Here is a 21132-nt window from a genome sequence, read left to right as displayed (position 1 = left end):
CTCTTACATACATGCATCTACAAAAGCCTTCATAATCTTTTTACTGTCATCACTACTGTCATATGAAAATTCTGGATGCCATTGTACCGCAATTGCGAATTTCTGATTTTTGATTGCTATAGATTCCACCAGTCCATCCTCTGATATTGCCATAGCTTCAAGTCCCTCTGCTAGCTCTTTAATAGCCTGATGATGATAGCTATTTACACCGTGTATACCTGCACCAATAATGTTCGCCAATTTGGTATTTCCTCTTACGTCAATATTGTGAATCACATTATCATAAGGTGGCTTCATATGATGCTCTACATCACTTTTATACTCTGTAGGCAAATCCTGATATAGCGTACCGCCCAAGTATGCATTTATAAATTGGATGCCTCTACATATTCCTAGTAACGGATTATTATCCGATACGCATAAATCTAGCAAAAATCCTTCCATTACATCTCTTGTTTCGCAAGCCATTCCGCACTTATCTGATATGACCTGACCATAAATTGTAGGATTAACATCATGTCCTCCAGTAAACAAGATTCCATCACATAATCCATAAGCGACCGTTAACTCGTCTTTATCTTGTGTAAAAGGAAGCATAATAGGGACTCCCCCTGATTTCTCTACCGCCTTCATGTATCCTGGAAGCATCCAATAGCTTTCCTTCTCATCATCATATAAAGGTATTAGTCCAATAATAGGTTTCATAATAATCTCCATAAAAATAGGCGCCTGCTATTTATTAGCAGACGCCTTTGTCTATTAAACAATATTAAAACTTCGCTGTATCACAAATGATATCAACGCATTTTTCAAGCCCAAGTGTTGAGCTCTTTAAGCACAAATCGTAGAACTGGGCATTGCCGAATTCTGTTCCAGTGTAGTGCTTGCAGTATTTCTTTCTTGCCTTGTCCACATTGTGAAGCTCCTCGCGAACCTTTTCCTCTGTGGTGCCTGGCATTTTCTCCATCATTCGCTTCACACGGAAGTGCTCTGTACCTGAAACGAATACATGAAGTGAATGATCAAATTCTTTAAGAATGATATTGGCATTTCTGCCGACTATTACACAATTGCCTTTTTCAGCAACCTTTCTGATTGCTTCCTTTTGAGCATTGTAAAGACGCTCATCAAGAGGCTTGTTGTAGAAGTCAAAAAGACTCTGTCCCAAACCGAACTCTCTTGGTACCTTCTCATCATAGTATCTAACTTCGTCAGGACTAAGATTGCCAGATTCGATTGCTGCTCTGATAATCATATCCTTATCACAGTAATAGTAGCCTAAACGCTCAGCTACCTCTTTACCGATTGTACCGCCTCCAGCACCAAACTGACGGCTGATTGTAATTATGTTTTTCATACGCCCCTCTTATAATACCTTATTTAAGAAATCGATGGTTCTAGCTTCCTTTGGATTAAGCAATACCTCTGAAGGTGTGCCTTCCTCGATGATGTAGCCACCATCCATAAAAATTACTCTATCTGCTACTTCTCTAGCAAATCCCATCTCATGAGTAACAATAACCATTGTCATACCATCTGCAGCCAAATCCTTCATAACCTGAAGAACCTCTCCTACCATTTCTGGATCAAGAGCTGATGTTGGCTCATCGAAAAGCATAATATCTGGCTCCATGCAAAGTGCACGAGCGATAGCGACACGCTGCTTCTGTCCACCTGAAAGCTGACTTGGGTAGCTTGATGCTTTGTCCTCAAGGCCAACCTTTGCAAGCATTTTTTTAGCACGCTCCTCTGCCTCAGCCTTAGAACACTTCTTAAGCTGAACAGGTGCAAGTGTAAGGTTATCAAGTATGTTTAAGTTGTTGAAAAGATTGAAATGCTGGAATACCATTCCAATGTTTTCTCTAACTTTATTGATATTGATATGTTTATCTGTGATGTTGTTTCCGTCAACAACAATTGAGCCTGCAGTAACAGTCTCAAGTCTATTTAAGCAACGTAAGAATGTAGACTTACCAGAGCCTGAAGGACCAATTACACAAACAACCTCTCCCTTAGTAACATCTGTGGAGATATCCTTTAATACCTCTAAGTCGCCATAGCACTTCTTAAGATTTTTAACACTGATTTTAATTTCTTTATCTGCCAACGTTTAATCTCCTTTCAAGAACCTTTGCACTACGTGAAAGGATTGTAATAACTATAAGATACATAACACCAACAATAGCCCATGTCTGGAATGACATGAATGTGTTTGCCTGTACGTTCTTTGCTGTGTTAACAAGTTCTGGGAAACCGATAACTGAAAGAATTGATGTATCCTTAAGTGTAATAATGAACTGATTGATGAATGTAGGAATCATTGTCTTGATTGCCTGAGGTAATACGACTTTGCGCATAGCCTGCCCGTATGTAAGACCAAGAGATCTGGCAGCTTCCATCTGACCTTTATCAACAGATTGAATACCTGCTCTAATAATTTCTGCCATATAAGCACCACAGTTTAAAGCAAGACAGATTGTACCTGCCTGAAGAGCTGTCAAACTAACAGAGAAACCTCCAATGATGGTATTAAATAAGTAAGGAATACCAAAATATACAAAGAAGGCTAATACAATCATCGGAACTCCTCTGATTACATCAACAAAAATCTGTGAGATTACATTGCTTACTCTGTTCTTAACTACACCCATAATACCGAAAAGCATACCGATAATGCAGGCAAAGAATAAACCTAGTAATGCAAGAAGCAATGTTCTGCCCATAGCAATTAGGAGCATAGGACCATAAACTGAAATAATAGTTAACATAAATAATAAACCCTTTCTAACTGGTTTTATAAATAATAAGGGCAGGTAAACCCCTGCCCCTTTAATCTAATACTATTCGCCTAAGTACTTTGCAATGATTTCATCGTATGTGCCATTTGCCTTGATATTTGCAAGACCTGCATTAAACATATCAATAAGCTCCTGGTTGTCTGAGTTGAAAATTGCAAATCCGTATTCAGCAGGATCGTTACCAGTGTTCTCAAGAATCTTCATTGAGATACCAGTATCTTTAATATTGGAAGCCATAATTGGAGTGTCATCGAAGCAAGCTGCAACCTGACCACCTACAACTGCCTGATACATTGTAGGAGAATCCTCAAAGTATGTAACAGTGAAGCCATACTCACTTGAAAGGCTCTCAGCATAAGAAGCACTCATTGTACCTGTCTTAACTGCAACTGACTGTCCCTTTAAATCTTCAAAACCTGCAATATCAGAAGATGCCTCTACAGCCATAGACTGATTTGCATCATAATATCCATCAGAGAAAACCCATCCAGATGCCTTTCTTTCATCTGTAATAGAAGCACCTGCAATCATTCCATCAGCCTGTCCTGCCTGGCATGCTGCAATTGAAGCATCCCATCCGAGAGACTTAAGCTCGTAATCGAATCCCTGATCCTCAGCAATAGCTGCAAGGATATCTACATCAATACCTACAAAATCTCCATTGTCATCTGTGTACTCAAATGGCTTGAATGAAGTATCTGTAGCGATAACCCATTTCTTATCTGAACTAGTAGCAGCATCTGCACCTTGTTCAGTTGCGCCCTGTTCTGATGCGTTTCCACATCCAACCATTGCAAACATTGTTGCAAATGCCATTAATAATGCTAGTGACTTTTTCTTCATTTCAAAATCTCCTTCCTGAAAACTGTGTTAATAAACACAGAAATTATTTTAGCATTTTTGTAGCTTTAATGCACTACTATTGCTAATTTTAGAAAAAGCGCCTGCTAAACCTATAGCAGACGCCTTTGTCTTCGTTACGCAATAATATACCTTTTTTTAGAAAGGATTTCAACCCAAATTTATTTCATAACTTATTTAATTACTGGTCTAACTCTTCTTGCAAGTACAAGTGCAAGTGCAAGCTTTACTAAATCAGGAATGATGAATGGGAAAACACACCATGAAAGTGCTGTCATTGCCCCAATTGCACCAGCATCCCTAGAGTAAACAACCATGAACCATACTGTTCCAAGTGCATAGCAAGCTACAAGTCCAATGACAAGTGCTAGGATTTCAACTACAAGTGTCTTCTTGAATAGCTTAGTAGCCACAATGTATACAAGACCTGTAAGCAAGAAACCAATAATATAGCCACCTGTTGAACCAAGAACTACACCAATTCCCCCCGAAAAACCAGCAAATACTGGAGCACCTACTGCTCCGATTAAAATGTAAACCAATACTGAGAGTGTTCCTCTCTTGCCCCCAAGAAGGGAAAGCATGGCAAATACTGCAAATGTCTGTAGAGTAAATGGCACTGTTGTAGGAATGCTAATCCATGAGCATACTGCAATAAGTGCTGCTCCAAGAGCAATATATGCAATATCAAGTGTTTTAAATGCTGATTCTTTTGTTGTTAATGTGCTTGTGTTATCCATATTGCCTCCCTGTAATACTTTAATTTTTTCACCTGAATAACAATATCAAAACACAATTAGATTGTCAACCTTTAGATATATCAAGGTTGACAATCTCCCACTACGCTATAAAGTTTTCTATCATTCTTTTTCCATCAGCGGTCATAATAGATTCGGGGTGAAACTGCAATCCATAGACTTCATATTGTTTATGCGCAACAGCCATAATCTCCCCATCTTTGGTAACAGCAACAGCTTTTAGCATTTCTGGTAGAGAGTCTTTATCTGCCGCTAACGAATGGTATCTAGCAACATCCACTGAATTTGGTAGCCCTTTAAATAACTTGCAGCTATTGTCAACTTGAACTCTGGATTGTTTACCATGCATTAATTCTTTTGCATAAGTGACATTTGCTCCAAAAGCTTCGCATATTGCCTGATGTCCCAAGCATACTCCCAAAATTGGTATTTTACCGGCGAATTGGGTGACAATCTCCTCGCATATTCCAGCTTCACTAGGCTTACCTGGTCCTGGTGAAATAATAATATGACTAGGATTCATTTCTTCAATATCGCAAATACGAATTTCATCGTTTCGGCAAACTTTAATATCCGGTTCAATTTCTCCTACCAGCTGAAAAAGATTGTATGAAAAACTATCATAGTTATCTATTAGTAATATCATGCCAAACCTCCCTCAGCGCGGCTTACAGCATTCACTACTGCCTTCGCCTTATTGATGCATTCAATTGCTTCATTTTCTGGAACAGAATCATAAACAATACCAGCCCCTGAACGAATACAGATTTTATCGTTCTTCTTATATACAAGCCTTATTGCAATGCAGACATCCAGATTCCCTGAGAAATCTATATAGCCGAGAGCGCCTCCGTAAATACCACGCTTGCTCTGCTCTAGTTCTTCAATTATCTGACATGCCCTAAACTTTGGAGCGCCAGACAATGTTCCTGCTGGTAATATTGCATCTATCGCATCAACAGCATCCTTATCATCAGCTAAACGACCTACAACAGTAGAACCAATGTGCATTACATGTGAATATCTTTCTATTTCCATGTATTTTTCCACATTTACAGAACCTATACTACTTATTTTTCCAATGTCATTTCTGCCTAAATCCACAAGCATATTGTGTTCTGCACGTTCCTTTTCATCTGCCAAAAGCTCCTTTTCAAGAGCCGCGTCTTCAGCTTTACTTTTCCCTCTTGGCCTAGTTCCAGCAAGTGGAAATGTGCTTACCTGCTTTTGTTCTACCTTCACCAATGTTTCTGGGGAAGCGCCAGCTATTTCTATGTCATCGCTAGAAAAATAGAACATATATGGAGATGGGTTACTTGCTCTCAAAAGGCGGTATGTATCAAAAAGACTTCCTTTCGCTTTTGCGGTAAGAGGATTAGAAAGTACAACCTGGAAAATATCACCTTCCTTGATATAATGCTTAGCCTTTTTTACCATTTCGCCATACTCTTCTTTAGAGAATTTAGGCCTTATTTCTGTCAAAAGTGAAAGAGGCTGAAATGTTGCTTTATTCTGGCTTAACAAAAGGCTCTTTATCTTTTCTAGACGATTATTTGCTTCATTATATAAGCTTTCCAAATCATCAGATTCATCCAGCATTACACCGGTAATCAAATATATTTTCTGCTTAAAATTGTCAAAAGCAATTACATCGTTAAAGAGCATCAAATCCATGTCTTTAAAATCATCTTCTCCATGATTTTCAAGCTTTAGCTTTGGCTCAGCATATTTGATGTAATCATATGAAAAATAACCTACTAATCCACCTGTAAAAGTTGGAAAATCCGATAACACTGGACTTTTATACATCCTAATAATTTCACGTAGTGTTTCACCTGGATGTGCTACTGTTTTTTCCTGAATTAAGACTTTACTATCTCCCTTGTTTTCCTTAATAAGAAGATGTCCCTCTTGGCAGGTCACCTCCAAATTAGGGTTGAATCCAAGAAACGAATATCTTCCCCAGGTTTCTGTCTGACTGGCACTTTCCAATAAATAGCACTGATGGCTTGCTGCTTTAATTATTCGAACAACTTCTATTGGCGTGAAGCTGTCGGATAACATCTCAATCATTACAGGAATTCTTCTATATTCTCCGCTTTTTGCAAGTTCTTTAACCTGCTCAAAACTAGGATGCATGGTAGGCCTCCTTCATTGATTTGACAAATTCACCTACATGCTTTGGAGCATCTTTTCCATACTCCTCTACCACTCTAACAATCGCAGAACCAACAATAGCTCCATCAGATATATCAGCCATCTTGGCAGCCTGCTCTGGAGTTGATATACCAAAGCCTACCGCACAAGGTACATCTGTGTTCTTTCTAACTCTATCTACTACAGTTTTGATGCCTTCATTAAGCTTGCTTCGAGTGCCTGTCACCCCAAGGCTAGAAACAATATAAATAAATCCCTTTGCTTCTTTTGTAATCATATCAATTCTATCCTCAGAAGTAGGTGCAACCATCGATATAAAGTCTACGCCATATTCAGATGCCACTCCTTCAAACTCTTCCTTCTCTTCAAAAGGTACATCTGGAAGGATAATTCCATCGATGCCAACCTCCTGGCATTTAGAAAAAAATCTATCTGAGCCATAAGAAAATACAACATTTGCGTATGTCATAAAACAAAGAGGAATCTTCACATCATTTCTCACCTCTTTTACCATTTCAAAAACATGGTCCGTTGTAATCTTATTTTTCAATGCTCTAATGTTTGCACCCTGTATTACAGGACCTTCGGCCGTTGGATCTGAGAAAGGGATACCAAGTTCAATCAAATCTGCACCATTTAATTCAAGCTCTTTTATTATTTCTTTTGTTGTTTCTAAATCAGGATCTCCACATGTGATAAATGGAATAAATGCTTTTTTGTTTTTGAATGCTTCTGAAATCTTACTCATGGATATCCTCCCCTCTGTAACGTGCGATTGCTGCGCAATCCTTATCGCCTCTACCTGAAACAGTAACTATAATAATCTGGTCTTTTCTCATTGTAGGTGCAAGTTTCTTCGCATATGCGATAGCATGACTTGACTCGATAGCTGCAATTATCCCCTCTGTCTTTGCAATATATTCGAAAGCATCAACAGCCTCATCATCAGTAACTGGCACATATTTTGCACGTCCTATATCATGCAAATATGCATGCTCTGGACCAACACCTGGATAATCAAGGCCTGCCGAGATTGAATATACAGGTGCAATCTGACCGTATTCGTCCTGACAAAAATATGATTTCATTCCATGGAATATACCAACTTTTCCAGTATTTACTGTTGCAGCTGTTTCAAATGTATCTATTCCTCTACCTGCTGCCTCGCAACCTATCAGCTCAACATCCTTATCGTTTATATAGTGATAAAAGCTTCCGATGGCATTGCTTCCACCACCAACACAAGCGATAACCGCATCTGGAAGTCTTCCTTCTTTTTCTAGAATCTGAGCTCTGCTCTCCCTGGAAATAACAGCCTGGAAATCCCTAACGATTGTTGGGAATGGATGAGGCCCCATTACTGAACCAAGGCAATAATGTGTATCATCAATACGTGTTGTCCATTCTCTCATTGCCTCTGAAACGGCATCCTTTAATGTAGCAGTTCCACTGGTTACAGGAATTACCTCTGCGCCGAGAAGTCTCATTCTATAAACGTTAAGTGCCTGACGCTCAGTATCTTCCTTTCCCATAAACACAACGCACTCCATTCCAAGAAGCGCTGCAGCTGTAGCGGTTGCCACACCATGCTGGCCTGCTCCTGTCTCAGCAATAAGTCTTGTCTTGCCCATCTTTTTAGCAAGAAGAGCCTGTCCCAATACGTTGTTAATTTTGTGGCTTCCAGTATGATTTAAATCCTCACGCTTAAGATAGATTTTGGCTCCGCCTAAGTCTTCTGTCATCTTCTTTGCGTAATATAAAAGACTTGGTCGACCAGCATACTCATCAAGAAGTTCCTTTAACTCTCTGTTAAACTCTGGATCATCCTTGTAATGATTGTAGGCTTCCTCCAGCTCCATAACTGCATTCATGAGAGTCTCAGGAATATACTGGCCACCATGAACACCAAATCTGCCTTTGCTCTTTGCTGGAACTACATCCTCTCTTACCGCTTTTACGAATTGGTCCATTTTGTATCCATCCTTAAGATGATCAGTCTCAATACCAGAGCTAACGTCAACACCATATGGCTTTACAGTATCAATGGCTTCAGCTACGTTTTCCTGATTTAATCCACCAGCAAGAATAAAAGGTCTATCGATATATGTGAGAAGATTCAAGTCCTTAATTCTATTTCCTTCTCCATTTCCAGCATCAAACATAATCATATCAGCACTGGATTTTTCTGCCTTTATAAGCTCCTCTGCTGATGTAACCTTAAATGTTTTGATAACAGGAATATTGTTATCCATAAGAGATTTAATGTAATCCTCGTCTTCATTTCCGTGAAGCTGTGCTACATCAATAATGTTTTCTTCGAATAAGCTTTCAACTTCCTGCTCTGGGGCATCAACAAATACACCTACAGCTTTTATTTCAGGATTTAACATACTCTTTAACTTTTTTGCCTGCTTTCGACTAACGTTTCTTTTGCTTTTCTCACAAAAAACAAATCCAACATACTCAGGCTTAAGCTCATTTGCCTTTATGATATCTTCTTCTCTTGTAAGACCACATAGTTTAATTGTTGTCATCTTTATCACCTCTTAATTCTTTAAGCTTTCCCTTCTTGTCAGTTGCTTTCATAAGTGTTTCACCAATTAAAACTGCATCAACACCTGCTTCTTTCAGCTGAGATATATCCTCTGCTGTTTTAATTCCACTCTCAGATACAAAAATCACCTTGTCATCTACAAGTGCTTTTAATCTCCTGCTATTTCCCGTATCTACTGAAAAATCCTTTAGGTTTCTATTATTTACACCTATTATTCTAGCCCCCGCCTTTGCTGCCATCTTTACTTCCGCATCATCATGGGCCTCCACCAAAGCACTGATTCCAAGACTATCGCATATACGAATGTATTCTCTAATTTGCTCTTCTGTCAGGATGCTACAGATTAGAAGTACAGCGCTAGCACCTAATACCTTTGCCTCGTATATCATGTACTCATCTACAGTGAAATCTTTTCTTATAATCGGAATTGAAACCGCATTTGCAATATCCTCTAGATACTTGTCACTTCCCAAAAACCACTTTGGTTCAGTCAAAACAGATATGCAATCAGCTCCCGCCTCTTCATATGCCTTTGCTATTTCCAAATAGTCAAATTCTTCTGCTATGATTCCCTTTGAAGGAGAAGCTTTTTTACATTCACAGATAAAGCTTATCCCTGGTTTTGAAAGTGCTTTTTCAAATTCAAAAGCTCCCTTTGGAAGACTCAAAGCTTCTGCTTTTATTATTTCAAGTGACTTATATTTCTTGTTTTCTTCTACACGAAATCTAGCATGCTCCGCTAACTGCTCCAGTATGTTCATCTTTTTTGTCCTCTGAAATCTTGTTGCTTAAAAGTATGAATTTTTCCAATGTTTCAAGAGCTTTTCCAGAATCTATTATTTCTCCAGCAAGCTCTACTCCGTCCTTAAAGCTTTCAGCTTTCCCTCCGATGTAAAGAGCTGCTCCTGCATTAAGAAGAACTGCATTTCTTTTATGTCCCTTTACTCCATTTAGAATGTCCCTTGTAATCTTTGCATTTTCTTCTGGAGTACCACCCTTTAAATCTTCTTTAGTACACTTTTCAAAGCCGAAATCCTCTGGTTCAATGACATAGGTTTTATACCATCCATCTCTAATCTCACAAACTTTTGTTGAGCTACTCAATGAGATTTCATCTAGCTTATCCTGACCATAAACTACCATGCCACGCTTAACCCCTAAGTTGATAAGTACCTGTGCAAGTGGCTCAACTAAATATTCGTCGTAAACCCCAAGCAACTGCATTGATGGAACAGCTGGATTTGTAAGTGGTCCCAGGATATTAAATACTGTTCTAAATCCAAGCTCTTTTCTTATTGCACCTACGTACTTCATTGATGTGTGATACTTCTGAGCAAAGAAGAAACACATGCCTACTTCCTTGAGAAGCTCTACGCATTTTTCTGGATCCTGGCTGATGTTTACTCCAAGTGCTTCCAAGCAATCAGCTGTACCACAAAGTGAAGAGGCCGCTCTGTTTCCATGCTTTGCTACCTTCATTCCACCGGCCGCTGCCACTAGTGCTGATGTTGTTGAAATGTTGAAGCTATGGGCGTTATCTCCACCTGTTCCAACGATTTCAAATACTTCCATTCCTGTTTCAACCTTTGTAGCATGCTCTCTCATAGCAGCTGCACAACCAGCAATTTCATCTGTTGTCTCCGCTCTTGCACTCTTTGTAGAAAGGGCAGCCAAAAATGCTGCGTTCTGTGTTGGTGAGCTTTCACCATTCATAATCTCATTCATTACAGTGTAGGCTTCCTCGTAGGTTAAATCCCCTTTGTTTACAATTTTTTCGATTGCTTCCTTAATCATCTTTTCTCCTCCTTTTTTTATTTCAGTTACGTTGACAAGCCTTGGTATTACTCCGTCACGAGATTGGTTCCTTGAGTAACACCAAGAGCTATTCAACTACTGAAATAAAAAAAGCCCTTGATAGAAACCAACTCGTAGTTTCCATCAAGGACGAAATTATTCTTCCGCGGTGCCACCTTGAATTCATAGGATAATCCTATGCTCTTATCAGGATACCATCATATCCCTGGCAACTAACGTATGCCTTACGTCGTGCAATACTCTGACCTCAGTCATTTCCTCACGCCCTCAGGAGTCCATTCCCAAATTGCTATCATACCGCATCCCACCATCGCGGCTCTCTCCTATGAATCACAAAGAGGTACTCCTCTCCCTCATCGGTTTATTACTTTATTGTGTTGAAGTAATACTACCATTCCGCAATTCTGTTGTCAACAATTAATTTTTCCATTTTGATCCATTTACTTTGATACTGCCAAGCTCACAATCTAAATCAAAATCTACTTTATTTGCATCAGGAACCGTAATATCAATGTCTCCCATCTCGCAGCTAGCTGTAATCTTTTCAAAGTCTCCATTAATATCAATGCTTCCCATATCGGCATCAAAAGTACCACTTGTTGCAGTAACAGCTTCCATTTCAACAGCCCCTGCGTCTGTGCTTACCTTTACTGTTTCAAAAACAGATTTACTAACATCTATGTCGCCTGCATCTGCCTCTATAACAAAGTCATTTGCAGTAACCTCATTGATATCGATATCCCCAGCATCAGCATCAATCTTCAATGTATCAAAGTTAACTCCTTCAATATCAATATCTCCTGCGCTAGCAGTAATATCAGCTGTGTCAATCACTGTACCCTTAGGTAAAGTAATTTTGATGTAGCAATCTTTCAGATTTCTTACGTTAACAGTATATTTCTGCTCGATTGTTAAACATTCGTCTTCCAATGTAACCTTTGGTTCAACATTCTTTTGATAGTTTGTATTTACCTTAAATTCATCACCATATTCAATATATAAATCTGCGGCATCTGCATCCACTTTTACGGTTTCTACACTGTATTTAGAAAAATCATATTCTGACTCTTCACTACGACCACTTGAAAAAGGAGCAAATCGAATAATGCAAGAGCCAACAACAATAATCAGAGTAACAATCCATATTATTAACTGAAATTTCTTTGTAGTCATTTCTTAATCCTCCTTTACAAGCGCTATGTTAAATACTTTATGAGCAATTGCTGCTATAACCCAAATTATCCATGTAGAACCCCAATTAAAAGTTGTAAAACTGATAATAAGATATAAGCATGTAACTATTGACCAATATGATTCCATAAGAATCTTTGCACCTTTGCTTACATATTCCACATCTTCCTCATTTCCATTTGACTTTCTGTCTTTGCGAACAACATTGCCTGCATCCAACAAAGTATCAAAGCTACCATTAATAATTCCAGAATATACAAACAACCATACGCCTATACCAACCATGATAAATAAGAAGGATGCGAATATATCGAAATCAAAAATAATAACCGGCACAACAGCGCATATGCACAAAGCACATCCAAGTGTTATTGCAGCTGCTGTAATAGGCTTAAACTCAGATTTCTTTTCCTTAATCAAATCTGTTGTGGCCATATCCATCTGGCATGGCTCTTTTCTAAGAAATGCGAAATCAGAACTAACAAAACTACTATAAATGAACAATCCCACGCCAACTGCAATCCAAACAAACATCATTGCCACACCATATGTGTCTATATTCATAAATCCCCAAACTGAATCAGTAACTATAGGCCAGCAGACACATGTAATACAAAGCAACACTCCTGTTGCTACAAGTAGAGCTCTCTTTTTCTCAGCTTTAATAAACTCAAGTGCCTCATCCATCGAAACGAATCTCTTAGGCTGCTGCTCTCTCTCGTGAACCTCTTCAACCTCTTTGGTAAGCCCCAAATCCTCTGCTAGCTCATCAAGATTGCCAAATTCTGAAATAACAGTACCCACAGCAGTATTTTCACTAACACCCTCTGCAATAAGCTCGTTATACTTATCCTCCATCATTGATAAAAGCTCAGCCTTTGCTTTTTTAACCTCTGGAGTGTTTGGCATACTACTAAACATTGCATCTAAATAGCTCTTAATTGTTTCCATATCTTTTCTCCTATTTTGAAATAAACTTTTCAACTACTTCTTTGGTTAGCTCCCATTCATCACATTTATCAAGGTAATACTGCTTCCCCGTATCTGTGATTCTGTAATAGGTCCTTTTCTTTCCATTCCCTTCAGGATCTGGATCAGCCACAAATGATTCGATAAAACCATTCTTTTCCATTCTGGTGAAGGCCGAATAAAGAGTCGTTTCTTTAATAACGTATTTCTCCTCCGAAATACTCTTTATCTGCTTAGAAATCTCGTATCCATACGAAGGCTCCTTCATAAGAATAGAAAGTATCATGGTGTCATTGTAGCCTCTAATAACATCACTACTTATTTCACCCATATAGTACCTCCTACGTCTATCGTACTATGTCTGCCGTACTACGTCTGTCGTAGTACGTTTGATGAAGTAAATGTACTACGACTGTCGAAGTATGTCAACCCCTTTCACAAAAAATTTCCATCCCTCCATAGCAAATTGTTAGCAAAGCCTCCTGCGCTGTGTGGCCGGGCCCTCTTGCTTATTTACTTGCATCGTCTGCGGATTATGTTTTTCTAAGCATCACGTGTCGCATTTTTTATAGTGCGTGTTCTTTAAATTCTTTGCACTTCTAACGCCGCTGTTGGTAGAGTAGGCAGACACACACTATTTATAAGTATTAATCTCCAAAACAAGCTTAGGAATAATTGCCGCGACATTTGAAGTGAGCCTAGAAAATTAGAAAGGGGTATTTTGCGATGAATAGGCGTGAGGCGCCACGGACGGCGCCGAGAGCCCGACAACGAAACGGACTGAGTTAAAGGGCGGCGCCTAAGCATCCAAAATCCCCTTTCTTAATTTTCTTGGCAAACGGAGTATGAGCGCAATTATCCTAAGCCTTGTGTGGAGACTAATACGTAGACTTCAAGTGTCTGCCCTCTACCTACAGTGGCTTCGAAGTGCAAAACCAATTAAAGGACACGCACTTTATGCTCCCTTGTGATGCTAAGAAAAACTATAATCCTTGCGCTGTCGTCGTAAATAAGCAAGAGGGCCCGGCCGCACAACACAGGAGGCTTGGCTACTTACCAGATCATTGAGGGATGGAATGTAGCCCCTGGCTGGGGTTGACATTGGTGCGTACGGCATTAAAAAAGGCACTGCGTAATGCAGTGCCTGTAAGGTTTGATTATTATTTTTTGATTGAGTTCATGAAGTCTGGCATTTTAATGTTTAATTCAGGTACAGTGCTCTCTGTAGGTACAGTTGGAGCTGTTGGACGCTGAATTGGAGATGTAGCAACAGGTGTAGGTGTAACAGGTCTGTTAACTACAGGAGGTGTATTTGTAACACCTGACTGACTAGCTGGAGCAGCTGCTCCTCTCATGCCTGCAAGTAAGTCAGCGCTTGACTGTCTAGGCTGTGTACCATAAACCATGCCTGTTGAGCTGCGGAATGCACCTGTTGTAGCTGTGTTAGGCTCGCCAAGTCCAGTAGCGATAACTGTAACTGTAACTTCATCATCCATTGTTTCATCTTCTGTAACACCGAGGATGATGTTAGCATCAGCACCAGTCATATCCTGAACATAAGATGTAGCCTCTGATGTGTCGTTAAGTCCAACATCACCACAGATGTTGACGATGACATCAGTAGCACCCTGAATGCTTGTCTCAAGAAGAGGTGAAGCAACAGCCTGCTTAACAGCCTCAAGAGCTTTTTCGTCACCCTTAGCTGTACCGATACCAATATGTGCAAGACCCTTGTCCTTCATAACTGTCTGAACATCAGCGAAGTCAAGGTTAATAAGCGAATTCTTTGTGATAAGGTCTGTGATACCCTGTACAGACTGGTGAAGCACCTGATCTGCAATACGGAAGCTTTCGCCGATTCCCATACTCTTGTTTGTAATTTCAACAAGCTTCTGGTTAGGAATTACGATAAGTGTATCAACATTTTCCTTTAATCTTTCAATACCATTTAAGGCATTGTTCATACGTGGCTTTCCTTCAAACTGGAAAGGCTTTGTAACGATACCTACAGTAAGGATACCCTGCTCCTTTGCAATCTTTGCAACAACTGGAGCTGCACCTGTACCAGTGCCGCCACCCATACCACAAGTAACGAATACCATATCTGCGCCCTTGATAGCTGCAGAAATATCTTCTGCACTCTCCTCTGCAGAACGCATGCCAACCTCAGGGTTAGCACCAGCACCCTTTCCACCTGTAGTCTTCTCACCTATAGCTAAAAGAGTAGGCGCTTTGCATAAATCAAGTGCCTGCTTATCAGTGTTGATTCCAATGAACTCAACTCCCCCAATACCCTCTTCAACCATACGCTTTACTGCATTGTTGCCAGCTCCGCCGACACCAACAACAATGATTCTGACAGGAGCCCCTGTCTCGTCAGTCGTAATGTTAATCAAAACCATATCCTCCTTTTATTAAACCTCGAAGGGAGGTCGAAAATCTCTAATACCAAAAAAGCATACTATACTTGTACACTAATAACATATTATAGTTTTTCACCTTATTTCGCAACTGTTTTTTACCAAAAATTGCATTTTATTCGACCACCTCAGTATCTTTTTCAAATACAATATCTGTGTTTTGGGTTGAGTAATTCTCAAGATGTAGTGTACCCTGCAATCCTTCGATTTGTGGAAGAATCTTTAATGCGCGGTCTATCTTCTCTTCCAAGTAAACGCTACTTCCCAGTGAAATATTGTATGTGTCATATTTAAGCGTAATGTGGCTATTTTCATCATATGAAACCACATTAGGCATAATATCATTTTTTTGAAGAATCTTTATCAGCGATGTAAGATACCCTATTTGATCATCACCGATAGGGAGAGTCATTCCTACTTCTGGTTCCTCGCAGGTAACACCTTCGACCTGCATATATCCTCGGTCAATATAGCTCTCGCTGATTTCAGTAATGGAACCATCATAATTGAAATATATGTATTTGCCATCTTCTTCACTAATGTAACCTAAGATTGGCTTTTCATTACAAACAATTGTAATGCTATGCATTCCTGTTATCTTAACATCGAATGACTCAATAAACTCAGCATCTCCCTTTGGAAACAGCTTGTTTTTCAAAAATGCATATATCGTATTAGTCGAATACTTGTCATCTAAAATATATTCTGAAACCTGATCAGAAGTATATAAATCAGTGCCCTCTACTGATACATCCGTTAAAGGACATAAGAAATAGGCCAAAACACCAAGTATCACTAATAGTAATATCAGAGAAAATAAAATTTCTATTATAGCCAATACATGGCTTTTTCTTTTTTTACGGCGTCTAGACATCTTCATCACCTTCGAATTCCATATTCTTTGATACGCTAAGCGCCAATCCCAGTTCCGTTAAAAGTATGGCTACAGATGTACCACCATAACTAATAAGCGGCAAAATAACACCTGTGTTAGGTATTGAATTTGTAACAACGGCAAGGTTTAAAATAACCTGAAGAGCAATATGACTCATAATACCAATGCAGATATAGGAACCAAACATGTCCTTTGAATGATTGGCAATATATAAAAGCCTGTAAAGGAGCAAAATATAAAGAAGAATAATACAAACTGCTCCGAATACACCTAGCTCTTCGCAAATGATAGAAAAAATCATATCGTTTTGGGCCTCTGGAACGATATACTTTTGCATACTCTCTCCTAAGCCTTTTCCAAAAAGACCGCCACTACCAATAGCATAGAGTCCCTGAAGAGTCTGGAAGCCAGATCCTGTAACGAAGTCTTCTGGATGAAGCCATGTAGCAACACGGTCAGAACGATAACTTGCTAACGAAATATATAAAATAATAAGTAAAACTCCTCCTGCAGCTGCCCCTACAAAATACCAAAACTTTGGAGATGCAATAAATACCATTATGAATGAAATACCCATAATGATAATAGCTGTAGAAAGGTTGTTATATGCAACTACTGCAAAAATCGGAAGCACAAGACACATAGTTTTAATGGACCCCTCAAAGGTCCTCTGTGCCTTAGGTGCTCTATCAATTATATTTGCTAAAAGCAAAATAACTGCAACCTTTGCAATCTCTGAAGGCTGAATTGTAATTCCACCAATACTAAGCCAACGAGCCTGACCGTTAATGGTTGTACCTACAAAAATAACCATAATACAAAGAACCATTGAGCCAATATAAAATGGCCATACTAAATGAGACCATCTTCTATAATCAATCTTGGTAGAAAAAAACATTCCTACAAATCCAAGGCCAGACGCAAACATCTGACGCTTAAGATAATATGCTGAATCACCCTTTTTCAAAGATGCAGCATAAGCTGAAGTGCTGTAAAGCATAACAAGTCCAAGTGCAAGGATGAATATTATGATTAATAAAAGCGTATAGTCAAAGTTTAATAGCTTTTTTATTTTCTTACGCCTTTTTGCTTCTTTTCTAGAAGCAACCAGCTCTTGATCTCTTACCATAAACTCTTCCCCATCCCTTTAGACCATGTAGTATGCAAGTACGCATAAGAAAATAGTAACTGTAGTAAATACTGCAACTACCTTTACCTCTGACCAGCCACCTAATTCATAGTGATGATGAATTGGCGCCATTCTGAAGATTCGTTTACCATGGGTAAGTTTGAAATAACCTACCTGTAAAATTACTGATAGAACTTCTACTAAGTAGATAATAGCAACAATAATAATAAATATAGGCATCTGAAGCATATATGCGCAACTAACAACAAAAGCACCAAGTGCTAAAGAGCCTGTGTCGCCCATAAAAATTTTCGCTGGATGAACATTAAACATTAAAAATCCAAACAAAGCACCAATCATAGCCGCAATTGCTGGAGTAATATCTGAATAAAGCTGAACAGATGCAACACCAAAAAATGCTGCAATTGCAAGAGTTACTGAAGTAGCAAGGCCGTCCATACCATCAGTGAAATTAGCACCATTCACTGTACCAAGAACTGCAAGGAACAGAAGTGCTACTGCAAGCCAACTAATATCAACGAATGCTCCTGTAACAGGAATTCTAAGTTCAAGCGATACATCTGAAAACTTAACCATATATACAGCAAAGCCAATTGTAAGACCAATCTGACCAAGCATTTTCTGCCAAGCCTTTAAGCCGTCTGAGCTTTTCTTGAGAGCCTTTAACAAATCATCAACAAAACCTAAAATACCAAAGCCTAATGTCAACAATACAATTGGATAAATATGAGGTGCCTTTGGTGCATAGTAAAGTCCTACAATCGCAAAAGCAATAAGAATCATTATTCCACCCATAGAAGGTGTTCCATTTTTTACCTTGTGCTCTTTGATATACTCTCTCTCAGTATTTCCCATCTTAAGACGTCTTAAAACAGGTATGCAAATTGGTCCTAAAATAAGCACAATAATAAAAGATACCAACATTGGTAAAAAAACTTCTAACATAATAAAACTCCAATTCTCTAACTTATAATTCTCTAATAAATCTCTATTCTTCCTCTTCCACTTCAGGAGTCTCTGAAGGATCTGCTGTGGATTCTGAGCCTTCTGGTGTATCCTCTGTTCCACCTTCGTCTTCTGTTGCCTGAGCAGCTTCAGTAAGACTAGCCGCAGCTGCAGCCTCCTCTTCCTCTGTCAAAGAAGATTCGATTCCCATGTATGGGAGAATCTGTTCAAATATATTATGACAAATCTGCTGAGCGAAACTACTGTGAGCCTGATTATCACCAACAGCACCTACACCAGGTTCATCAACAATTACATATACTACAACCTGTGGATTATCAACAGGAGCAAAACCAATAAATGAAACCAAGTATTTGTGGTTACCACGAGGAAGTTTCTCTGCCGTACCTGTCTTACCACCAATGCGATAACCATCAACACCTGCAGTCTTTCCTGTACCATCAGAAACAACGTACTCAAGGTAGCTTTTAAGAAGATCACCAGTCTCATCTGAAATAGTTCTCTTTAAAATAGTAGGTTCAACCTCTTCTACTGTATTACCGTTTGGGTCGGTAATCTTTGTAACAAGGTGAGGCTCATAGAGATATCCACCATTGATAAGCGAACTAAAGCCACTTGCCAACTGAACCATTGTAGTATTAAAGTTCTGACCGAACGAATTTGTAGCAAGGTTGATAGCTGAATTCAAATCCTCTTCGCTATAGATAAGACCTGCTGTACTAGCTTCTCCTGTAAGGTCAATACCAGTCTTTTGACCAAAGCCAAAAATTGACTGATAATCAGCAAATGTTTCCGGTCCAATAACTCTAACCATCTGCATCAATGCATCGTTGCAAGAATTTGAAAGTGCTTCTGCAATAGTCTGTGTTCCATGGCCACCTTTTCTATAGGCAACACACTTAACCAGATTTGGATAACCTGTAATCATCTCTCCACCATCACAGTAGTATGTCTCATCGCCTGTAAGGACTCCTGTCTCAAGTCCCATTGCAACAGTGAAAGGCTTGAAAGTAGAACCTGGCTCGTATGTATATGTAATGCAGAAATTCTGCCAGATTTGGTTCAATGCATCCATCTTTTCATCGGTAGTCATCACTTCCAAATCCTCTTCTGAATAATACCCTGTTAAATCTCTAGGATTATTTAAATCGAATGTAGGATACTGAGCCATGGCAAGAATCTCGCCATTGTTTGGATTCATAACAAGCACTGCCGTGTGTTTAGAACCGAAAGATTCTGGCTCATCAGGGTGCTCTGCATTATATGCAGTCATTGTCTCATTGTTCCAATCCTCAACAGCCTTCTCAACTATTGTCTGGATATTTACATCCAAGGAAAGAACAATGTTATTACCATTTGTCGCATCGATTGTGGTCTGTTCAAGGTTGCTGTCGGAATTTAGATAGCCATAAGTACGACCGTTTACTCCATTAAGCACACTGGAATATTTATTTTCCAGACCGATAACACCTACATTACCGCTGCTGGCATATCCTATTGTAGCAGCAGCCAAGCTGCCATATGGATACTGTCTAACATATTCCTTTTCAAACCAAATTCCAAAAACCTTGCCTTTGTATGATTCTGTTGTTTTAAGTTCTTCGAAAGCTGCCATCTCTTCATATGAAACTTTCTTGGCAAGGATATAATATTGAGATGTTGGATTGTCTGAAAGCTGTGTTTTGATTGTGTCAGCATCTATCTCATCAAAACATTCTGTGATTGCACTGATTGTAGTGCTGATAGCATCTTCATTTGCATTAAGCACCTTACAATCCAAAATTACATTGTAAACATCTACGCTTGTAGCAAGAACTGTTCCTCTAGCATCAATGATATTGCCTCTCTGAAAAGGAATGGTTGTACTATCGTAATCCTGTTGAGCAAGTACAATCTTTTCGTATTTATCACCACTGGTGTGCTGAATGTACATTATTCTGCCTATCAGAACGACAAAAAGAATACAAACAATTCCAAATACTACCCAGAGCTTGCGTTGCATTCTTTTTAAAATTTTATTATTCGGTTTTATTCTTCGTCTTTTATTCTCAGCCATTTTGTATCTCTATTCTTATGGAATATCCTGGTACTGACTCATGTAGTCCGAACCATCTACACTATAATACACTATTTGGCCGCTAGTTGCATACACCATACCAAGGTCATTTATGGCTTTATCCTTAATATCTGTAAGGTTGGTAGTAGTTGCAATTCTGCTTTCTGCTGCGCTGTTATCAGCATTTAAAGTAGAAAGCTCATTTTCCAAATCTGCAATTCTGCTCATTCTAGTAGTAACGTTTGTCTGTAATGTTACATAACCAACAAGCATAACGCATGTCAACATAACTGCTACAATCATATAACCAGTTAATAATCTGTTCTTTCTAAGTGCGGCTGCGCGCTTTCTGTCTGTGATTTTCTGACGACGAATAGCATCTTCGCGCTTCTCACGCTCGCGCTGTTCTCTTGTAGGTAAAACACGAACTGGACGATATGGCTGTGCGTAAGGATTAGCTTCCTTGCGTACTGCATTTCCCTGGTTGTAATAATATGTCTGTAACTGTTGCATTCTCTAACTCCTCATTCTCGCAATTAAAA

General features: G+C 39.1%; 21 protein-coding genes, 1 pseudogene and 1 other annotated feature. All 22 genes and pseudogenes read right to left on the bottom strand.

Annotation, left to right across the window (positions count from 1 at the left end; all coding sequences use genetic code 11):
* Nucleotides 1–3: 3 nt before the first annotated feature.
* Complete coding sequence (locus E7274_RS08140; RefSeq protein WP_304175131.1) at nucleotides 4–705, bottom strand: gamma-glutamyl-gamma-aminobutyrate hydrolase family protein; 702 nt, start codon at nucleotides 703–705, stop codon at nucleotides 4–6.
* A gap of 64 nt (nucleotides 706–769) precedes the next feature.
* Nucleotides 770–1357: a cytidylate kinase-like family protein gene (locus tag E7274_RS08135; protein WP_304175130.1), complete on the bottom strand. Its 588-nt coding sequence runs from the start codon at nucleotides 1355–1357 to the stop codon at nucleotides 770–772.
* Nucleotides 1358–1366: 9 nt separating this feature from the next.
* Nucleotides 1367–2107, bottom strand: coding sequence for an amino acid ABC transporter ATP-binding protein (locus E7274_RS08130; protein WP_033153924.1), 741 nt, complete (start codon nucleotides 2105–2107; stop codon nucleotides 1367–1369).
* Nucleotides 2097–2768: an amino acid ABC transporter permease gene (locus E7274_RS08125; RefSeq protein WP_033153923.1), complete on the bottom strand. Its 672-nt coding sequence runs from the start codon at nucleotides 2766–2768 to the stop codon at nucleotides 2097–2099. The genes E7274_RS08130 and E7274_RS08125 overlap by 11 nt, the downstream gene beginning before the upstream one ends.
* 72 nt (nucleotides 2769–2840) lie before the next feature.
* Nucleotides 2841–3641 (bottom strand): transporter substrate-binding domain-containing protein, encoded by an 801-nt coding sequence (locus E7274_RS08120; RefSeq protein WP_044933991.1) that lies wholly within the window; start codon nucleotides 3639–3641, stop codon nucleotides 2841–2843.
* 191 nt (nucleotides 3642–3832) lie between these two features.
* A complete protein-coding gene (locus E7274_RS08115; RefSeq protein ID WP_304175128.1) occupies nucleotides 3833–4399 on the bottom strand; it encodes a biotin transporter BioY in 567 nt (188 codons plus the stop codon).
* A 100-nt stretch (nucleotides 4400–4499) separates the two neighbouring features.
* Nucleotides 4500–5063, bottom strand: coding sequence for an anthranilate synthase component II (locus E7274_RS08110; protein WP_304175126.1), 564 nt, complete (start codon nucleotides 5061–5063; stop codon nucleotides 4500–4502).
* The gene (trpE, locus tag E7274_RS08105; RefSeq protein ID WP_304175124.1) at nucleotides 5060–6556 is read right to left on the bottom strand and encodes an anthranilate synthase component I; all 1497 of its coding nucleotides are present in this window, start codon (nucleotides 6554–6556) and stop codon (nucleotides 5060–5062) included. The genes E7274_RS08110 and trpE overlap by 4 nt, the downstream gene beginning before the upstream one ends.
* Nucleotides 6546–7322, bottom strand: a complete 777-nt coding sequence (trpA, locus tag E7274_RS08100; protein WP_304175122.1) for a tryptophan synthase subunit alpha — start codon at nucleotides 7320–7322, stop codon at nucleotides 6546–6548. Before trpA ends, trpE begins: the two co-directional genes overlap by 11 nt.
* Nucleotides 7315–8544 carry a tryptophan synthase subunit beta gene (gene trpB / locus E7274_RS08095; protein ID WP_044934926.1) on the bottom strand — a complete coding sequence of 410 codons (1230 nt, stop codon included), beginning with the start codon at nucleotides 8542–8544 and terminating at the stop codon, nucleotides 7315–7317. The genes trpA and trpB overlap by 8 nt, the downstream gene beginning before the upstream one ends.
* Nucleotides 8539–9108, bottom strand: a pseudogene (locus E7274_RS14415) (phosphoribosylanthranilate isomerase); the annotation flags it as partial. The pseudogene E7274_RS14415 and the gene trpB, both read right to left, overlap by 6 nt.
* Entirely contained in the window at nucleotides 9095–9889 is a 795-nt protein-coding gene (gene trpC / locus E7274_RS08085) for an indole-3-glycerol phosphate synthase TrpC (protein ID WP_304175121.1), read from the bottom strand. The pseudogene E7274_RS14415 and the gene trpC, both read right to left, overlap by 14 nt.
* On the bottom strand, nucleotides 9855–10922 hold the full coding sequence (gene trpD / locus E7274_RS08080) for an anthranilate phosphoribosyltransferase (RefSeq protein WP_304175119.1): 1068 nt from the start codon (nucleotides 10920–10922) through the stop codon (nucleotides 9855–9857). The genes trpC and trpD overlap by 35 nt, the downstream gene beginning before the upstream one ends.
* A gap of 143 nt (nucleotides 10923–11065) precedes the next feature.
* Nucleotides 11066–11309 (bottom strand) — a binding site (T-box leader).
* A gap of 51 nt (nucleotides 11310–11360) precedes the next feature.
* Nucleotides 11361–12116, bottom strand: a complete 756-nt coding sequence (locus E7274_RS08075) for a DUF4097 family beta strand repeat-containing protein (RefSeq protein WP_304175117.1) — start codon at nucleotides 12114–12116, stop codon at nucleotides 11361–11363.
* Nucleotides 12117–12119: 3 nt separating this feature from the next.
* Nucleotides 12120–13085, bottom strand: coding sequence for a permease prefix domain 1-containing protein (locus tag E7274_RS08070; RefSeq protein ID WP_304175115.1), 966 nt, complete (start codon nucleotides 13083–13085; stop codon nucleotides 12120–12122).
* Nucleotides 13086–13095: 10 nt separating this feature from the next.
* Nucleotides 13096–13434, bottom strand: a complete 339-nt coding sequence (locus E7274_RS08065) for a PadR family transcriptional regulator (RefSeq protein ID WP_304175113.1) — start codon at nucleotides 13432–13434, stop codon at nucleotides 13096–13098.
* A gap of 829 nt (nucleotides 13435–14263) precedes the next feature.
* Nucleotides 14264–15499 carry a cell division protein FtsZ gene (gene ftsZ / locus E7274_RS08060; protein ID WP_330598822.1) on the bottom strand — a complete coding sequence of 412 codons (1236 nt, stop codon included), beginning with the start codon at nucleotides 15497–15499 and terminating at the stop codon, nucleotides 14264–14266.
* Between the two features lie 139 nt (nucleotides 15500–15638).
* On the bottom strand, nucleotides 15639–16397 hold the full coding sequence (locus E7274_RS08055) for a hypothetical protein (protein ID WP_304175110.1): 759 nt from the start codon (nucleotides 16395–16397) through the stop codon (nucleotides 15639–15641).
* A complete protein-coding gene (locus E7274_RS08050) occupies nucleotides 16390–17547 on the bottom strand; it encodes an FtsW/RodA/SpoVE family cell cycle protein (protein ID WP_304175108.1) in 1158 nt (385 codons plus the stop codon). The genes E7274_RS08055 and E7274_RS08050 overlap by 8 nt, the downstream gene beginning before the upstream one ends.
* 18 nt (nucleotides 17548–17565) lie before the next feature.
* Nucleotides 17566–18513 (bottom strand): phospho-N-acetylmuramoyl-pentapeptide-transferase, encoded by a 948-nt coding sequence (gene mraY / locus E7274_RS08045; RefSeq protein WP_330598821.1) that lies wholly within the window; start codon nucleotides 18511–18513, stop codon nucleotides 17566–17568.
* A 43-nt stretch (nucleotides 18514–18556) separates the two neighbouring features.
* Complete coding sequence (locus E7274_RS08040) at nucleotides 18557–20590, bottom strand: peptidoglycan D,D-transpeptidase FtsI family protein (protein ID WP_304175106.1); 2034 nt, start codon at nucleotides 20588–20590, stop codon at nucleotides 18557–18559.
* Nucleotides 20591–20605: 15 nt separating this feature from the next.
* Entirely contained in the window at nucleotides 20606–21103 is a 498-nt protein-coding gene (locus E7274_RS08035; protein WP_304175104.1) for a hypothetical protein, read from the bottom strand.
* Nucleotides 21104–21132: the final 29 nt, after the last annotated feature.

The organism is Pseudobutyrivibrio ruminis (assembly GCF_015057245.1).
In the GTDB taxonomy this organism is placed as follows: domain Bacteria; phylum Bacillota; class Clostridia; order Lachnospirales; family Lachnospiraceae; genus Pseudobutyrivibrio; species Pseudobutyrivibrio ruminis_E.
This window is presented reverse-complemented; position numbering and strand designations above follow the sequence as displayed.

What these genes read in the sequence shown, in the direction of transcription:
- E7274_RS08140 (WP_304175131.1), bottom strand. Translation starts at nt 705, where the DNA reads ATGAAACCTATTATTGGACTAATACCTTTATATGATGATGAGAAGGAA.
- E7274_RS08135 (WP_304175130.1), bottom strand. Translation starts at nt 1,357, where the DNA reads ATGAAAAACATAATTACAATCAGCCGTCAGTTTGGTGCTGGAGGCGGT.
- E7274_RS08125 (WP_033153923.1), bottom strand. Translation starts at nt 2,768, where the DNA reads ATGTTAACTATTATTTCAGTTTATGGTCCTATGCTCCTAATTGCTATG.
- E7274_RS08120 (WP_044933991.1), bottom strand. Translation starts at nt 3,641, where the DNA reads ATGAAGAAAAAGTCACTAGCATTATTAATGGCATTTGCAACAATGTTT.
- E7274_RS08115 (WP_304175128.1), bottom strand. Translation starts at nt 4,399, where the DNA reads ATGGATAACACAAGCACATTAACAACAAAAGAATCAGCATTTAAAACA.
- E7274_RS08110 (WP_304175126.1), bottom strand. Translation starts at nt 5,063, where the DNA reads ATGATATTACTAATAGATAACTATGATAGTTTTTCATACAATCTTTTT.
- trpE (WP_304175124.1), bottom strand. Translation starts at nt 6,556, where the DNA reads ATGCATCCTAGTTTTGAGCAGGTTAAAGAACTTGCAAAAAGCGGAGAA.
- trpA (WP_304175122.1), bottom strand. Translation starts at nt 7,322, where the DNA reads ATGAGTAAGATTTCAGAAGCATTCAAAAACAAAAAAGCATTTATTCCA.
- trpB (WP_044934926.1), bottom strand. Translation starts at nt 8,544, where the DNA reads ATGGACCAATTCGTAAAAGCGGTAAGAGAGGATGTAGTTCCAGCAAAG.
- trpC (WP_304175121.1), bottom strand. Translation starts at nt 9,889, where the DNA reads ATGAACATACTGGAGCAGTTAGCGGAGCATGCTAGATTTCGTGTAGAA.
- trpD (WP_304175119.1), bottom strand. Translation starts at nt 10,922, where the DNA reads ATGATTAAGGAAGCAATCGAAAAAATTGTAAACAAAGGGGATTTAACC.
- E7274_RS08075 (WP_304175117.1), bottom strand. Translation starts at nt 12,116, where the DNA reads ATGACTACAAAGAAATTTCAGTTAATAATATGGATTGTTACTCTGATT.
- E7274_RS08070 (WP_304175115.1), bottom strand. Translation starts at nt 13,085, where the DNA reads ATGGAAACAATTAAGAGCTATTTAGATGCAATGTTTAGTAGTATGCCA.
- E7274_RS08065 (WP_304175113.1), bottom strand. Translation starts at nt 13,434, where the DNA reads ATGGGTGAAATAAGTAGTGATGTTATTAGAGGCTACAATGACACCATG.
- E7274_RS08055 (WP_304175110.1), bottom strand. Translation starts at nt 16,397, where the DNA reads ATGTCTAGACGCCGTAAAAAAAGAAAAAGCCATGTATTGGCTATAATA.
- E7274_RS08050 (WP_304175108.1), bottom strand. Translation starts at nt 17,547, where the DNA reads ATGGTAAGAGATCAAGAGCTGGTTGCTTCTAGAAAAGAAGCAAAAAGG.
- mraY (WP_330598821.1), bottom strand. Translation starts at nt 18,513, where the DNA reads ATGTTAGAAGTTTTTTTACCAATGTTGGTATCTTTTATTATTGTGCTT.
- E7274_RS08040 (WP_304175106.1), bottom strand. Translation starts at nt 20,590, where the DNA reads ATGGCTGAGAATAAAAGACGAAGAATAAAACCGAATAATAAAATTTTA.
- E7274_RS08035 (WP_304175104.1), bottom strand. Translation starts at nt 21,103, where the DNA reads ATGCAACAGTTACAGACATATTATTACAACCAGGGAAATGCAGTACGC.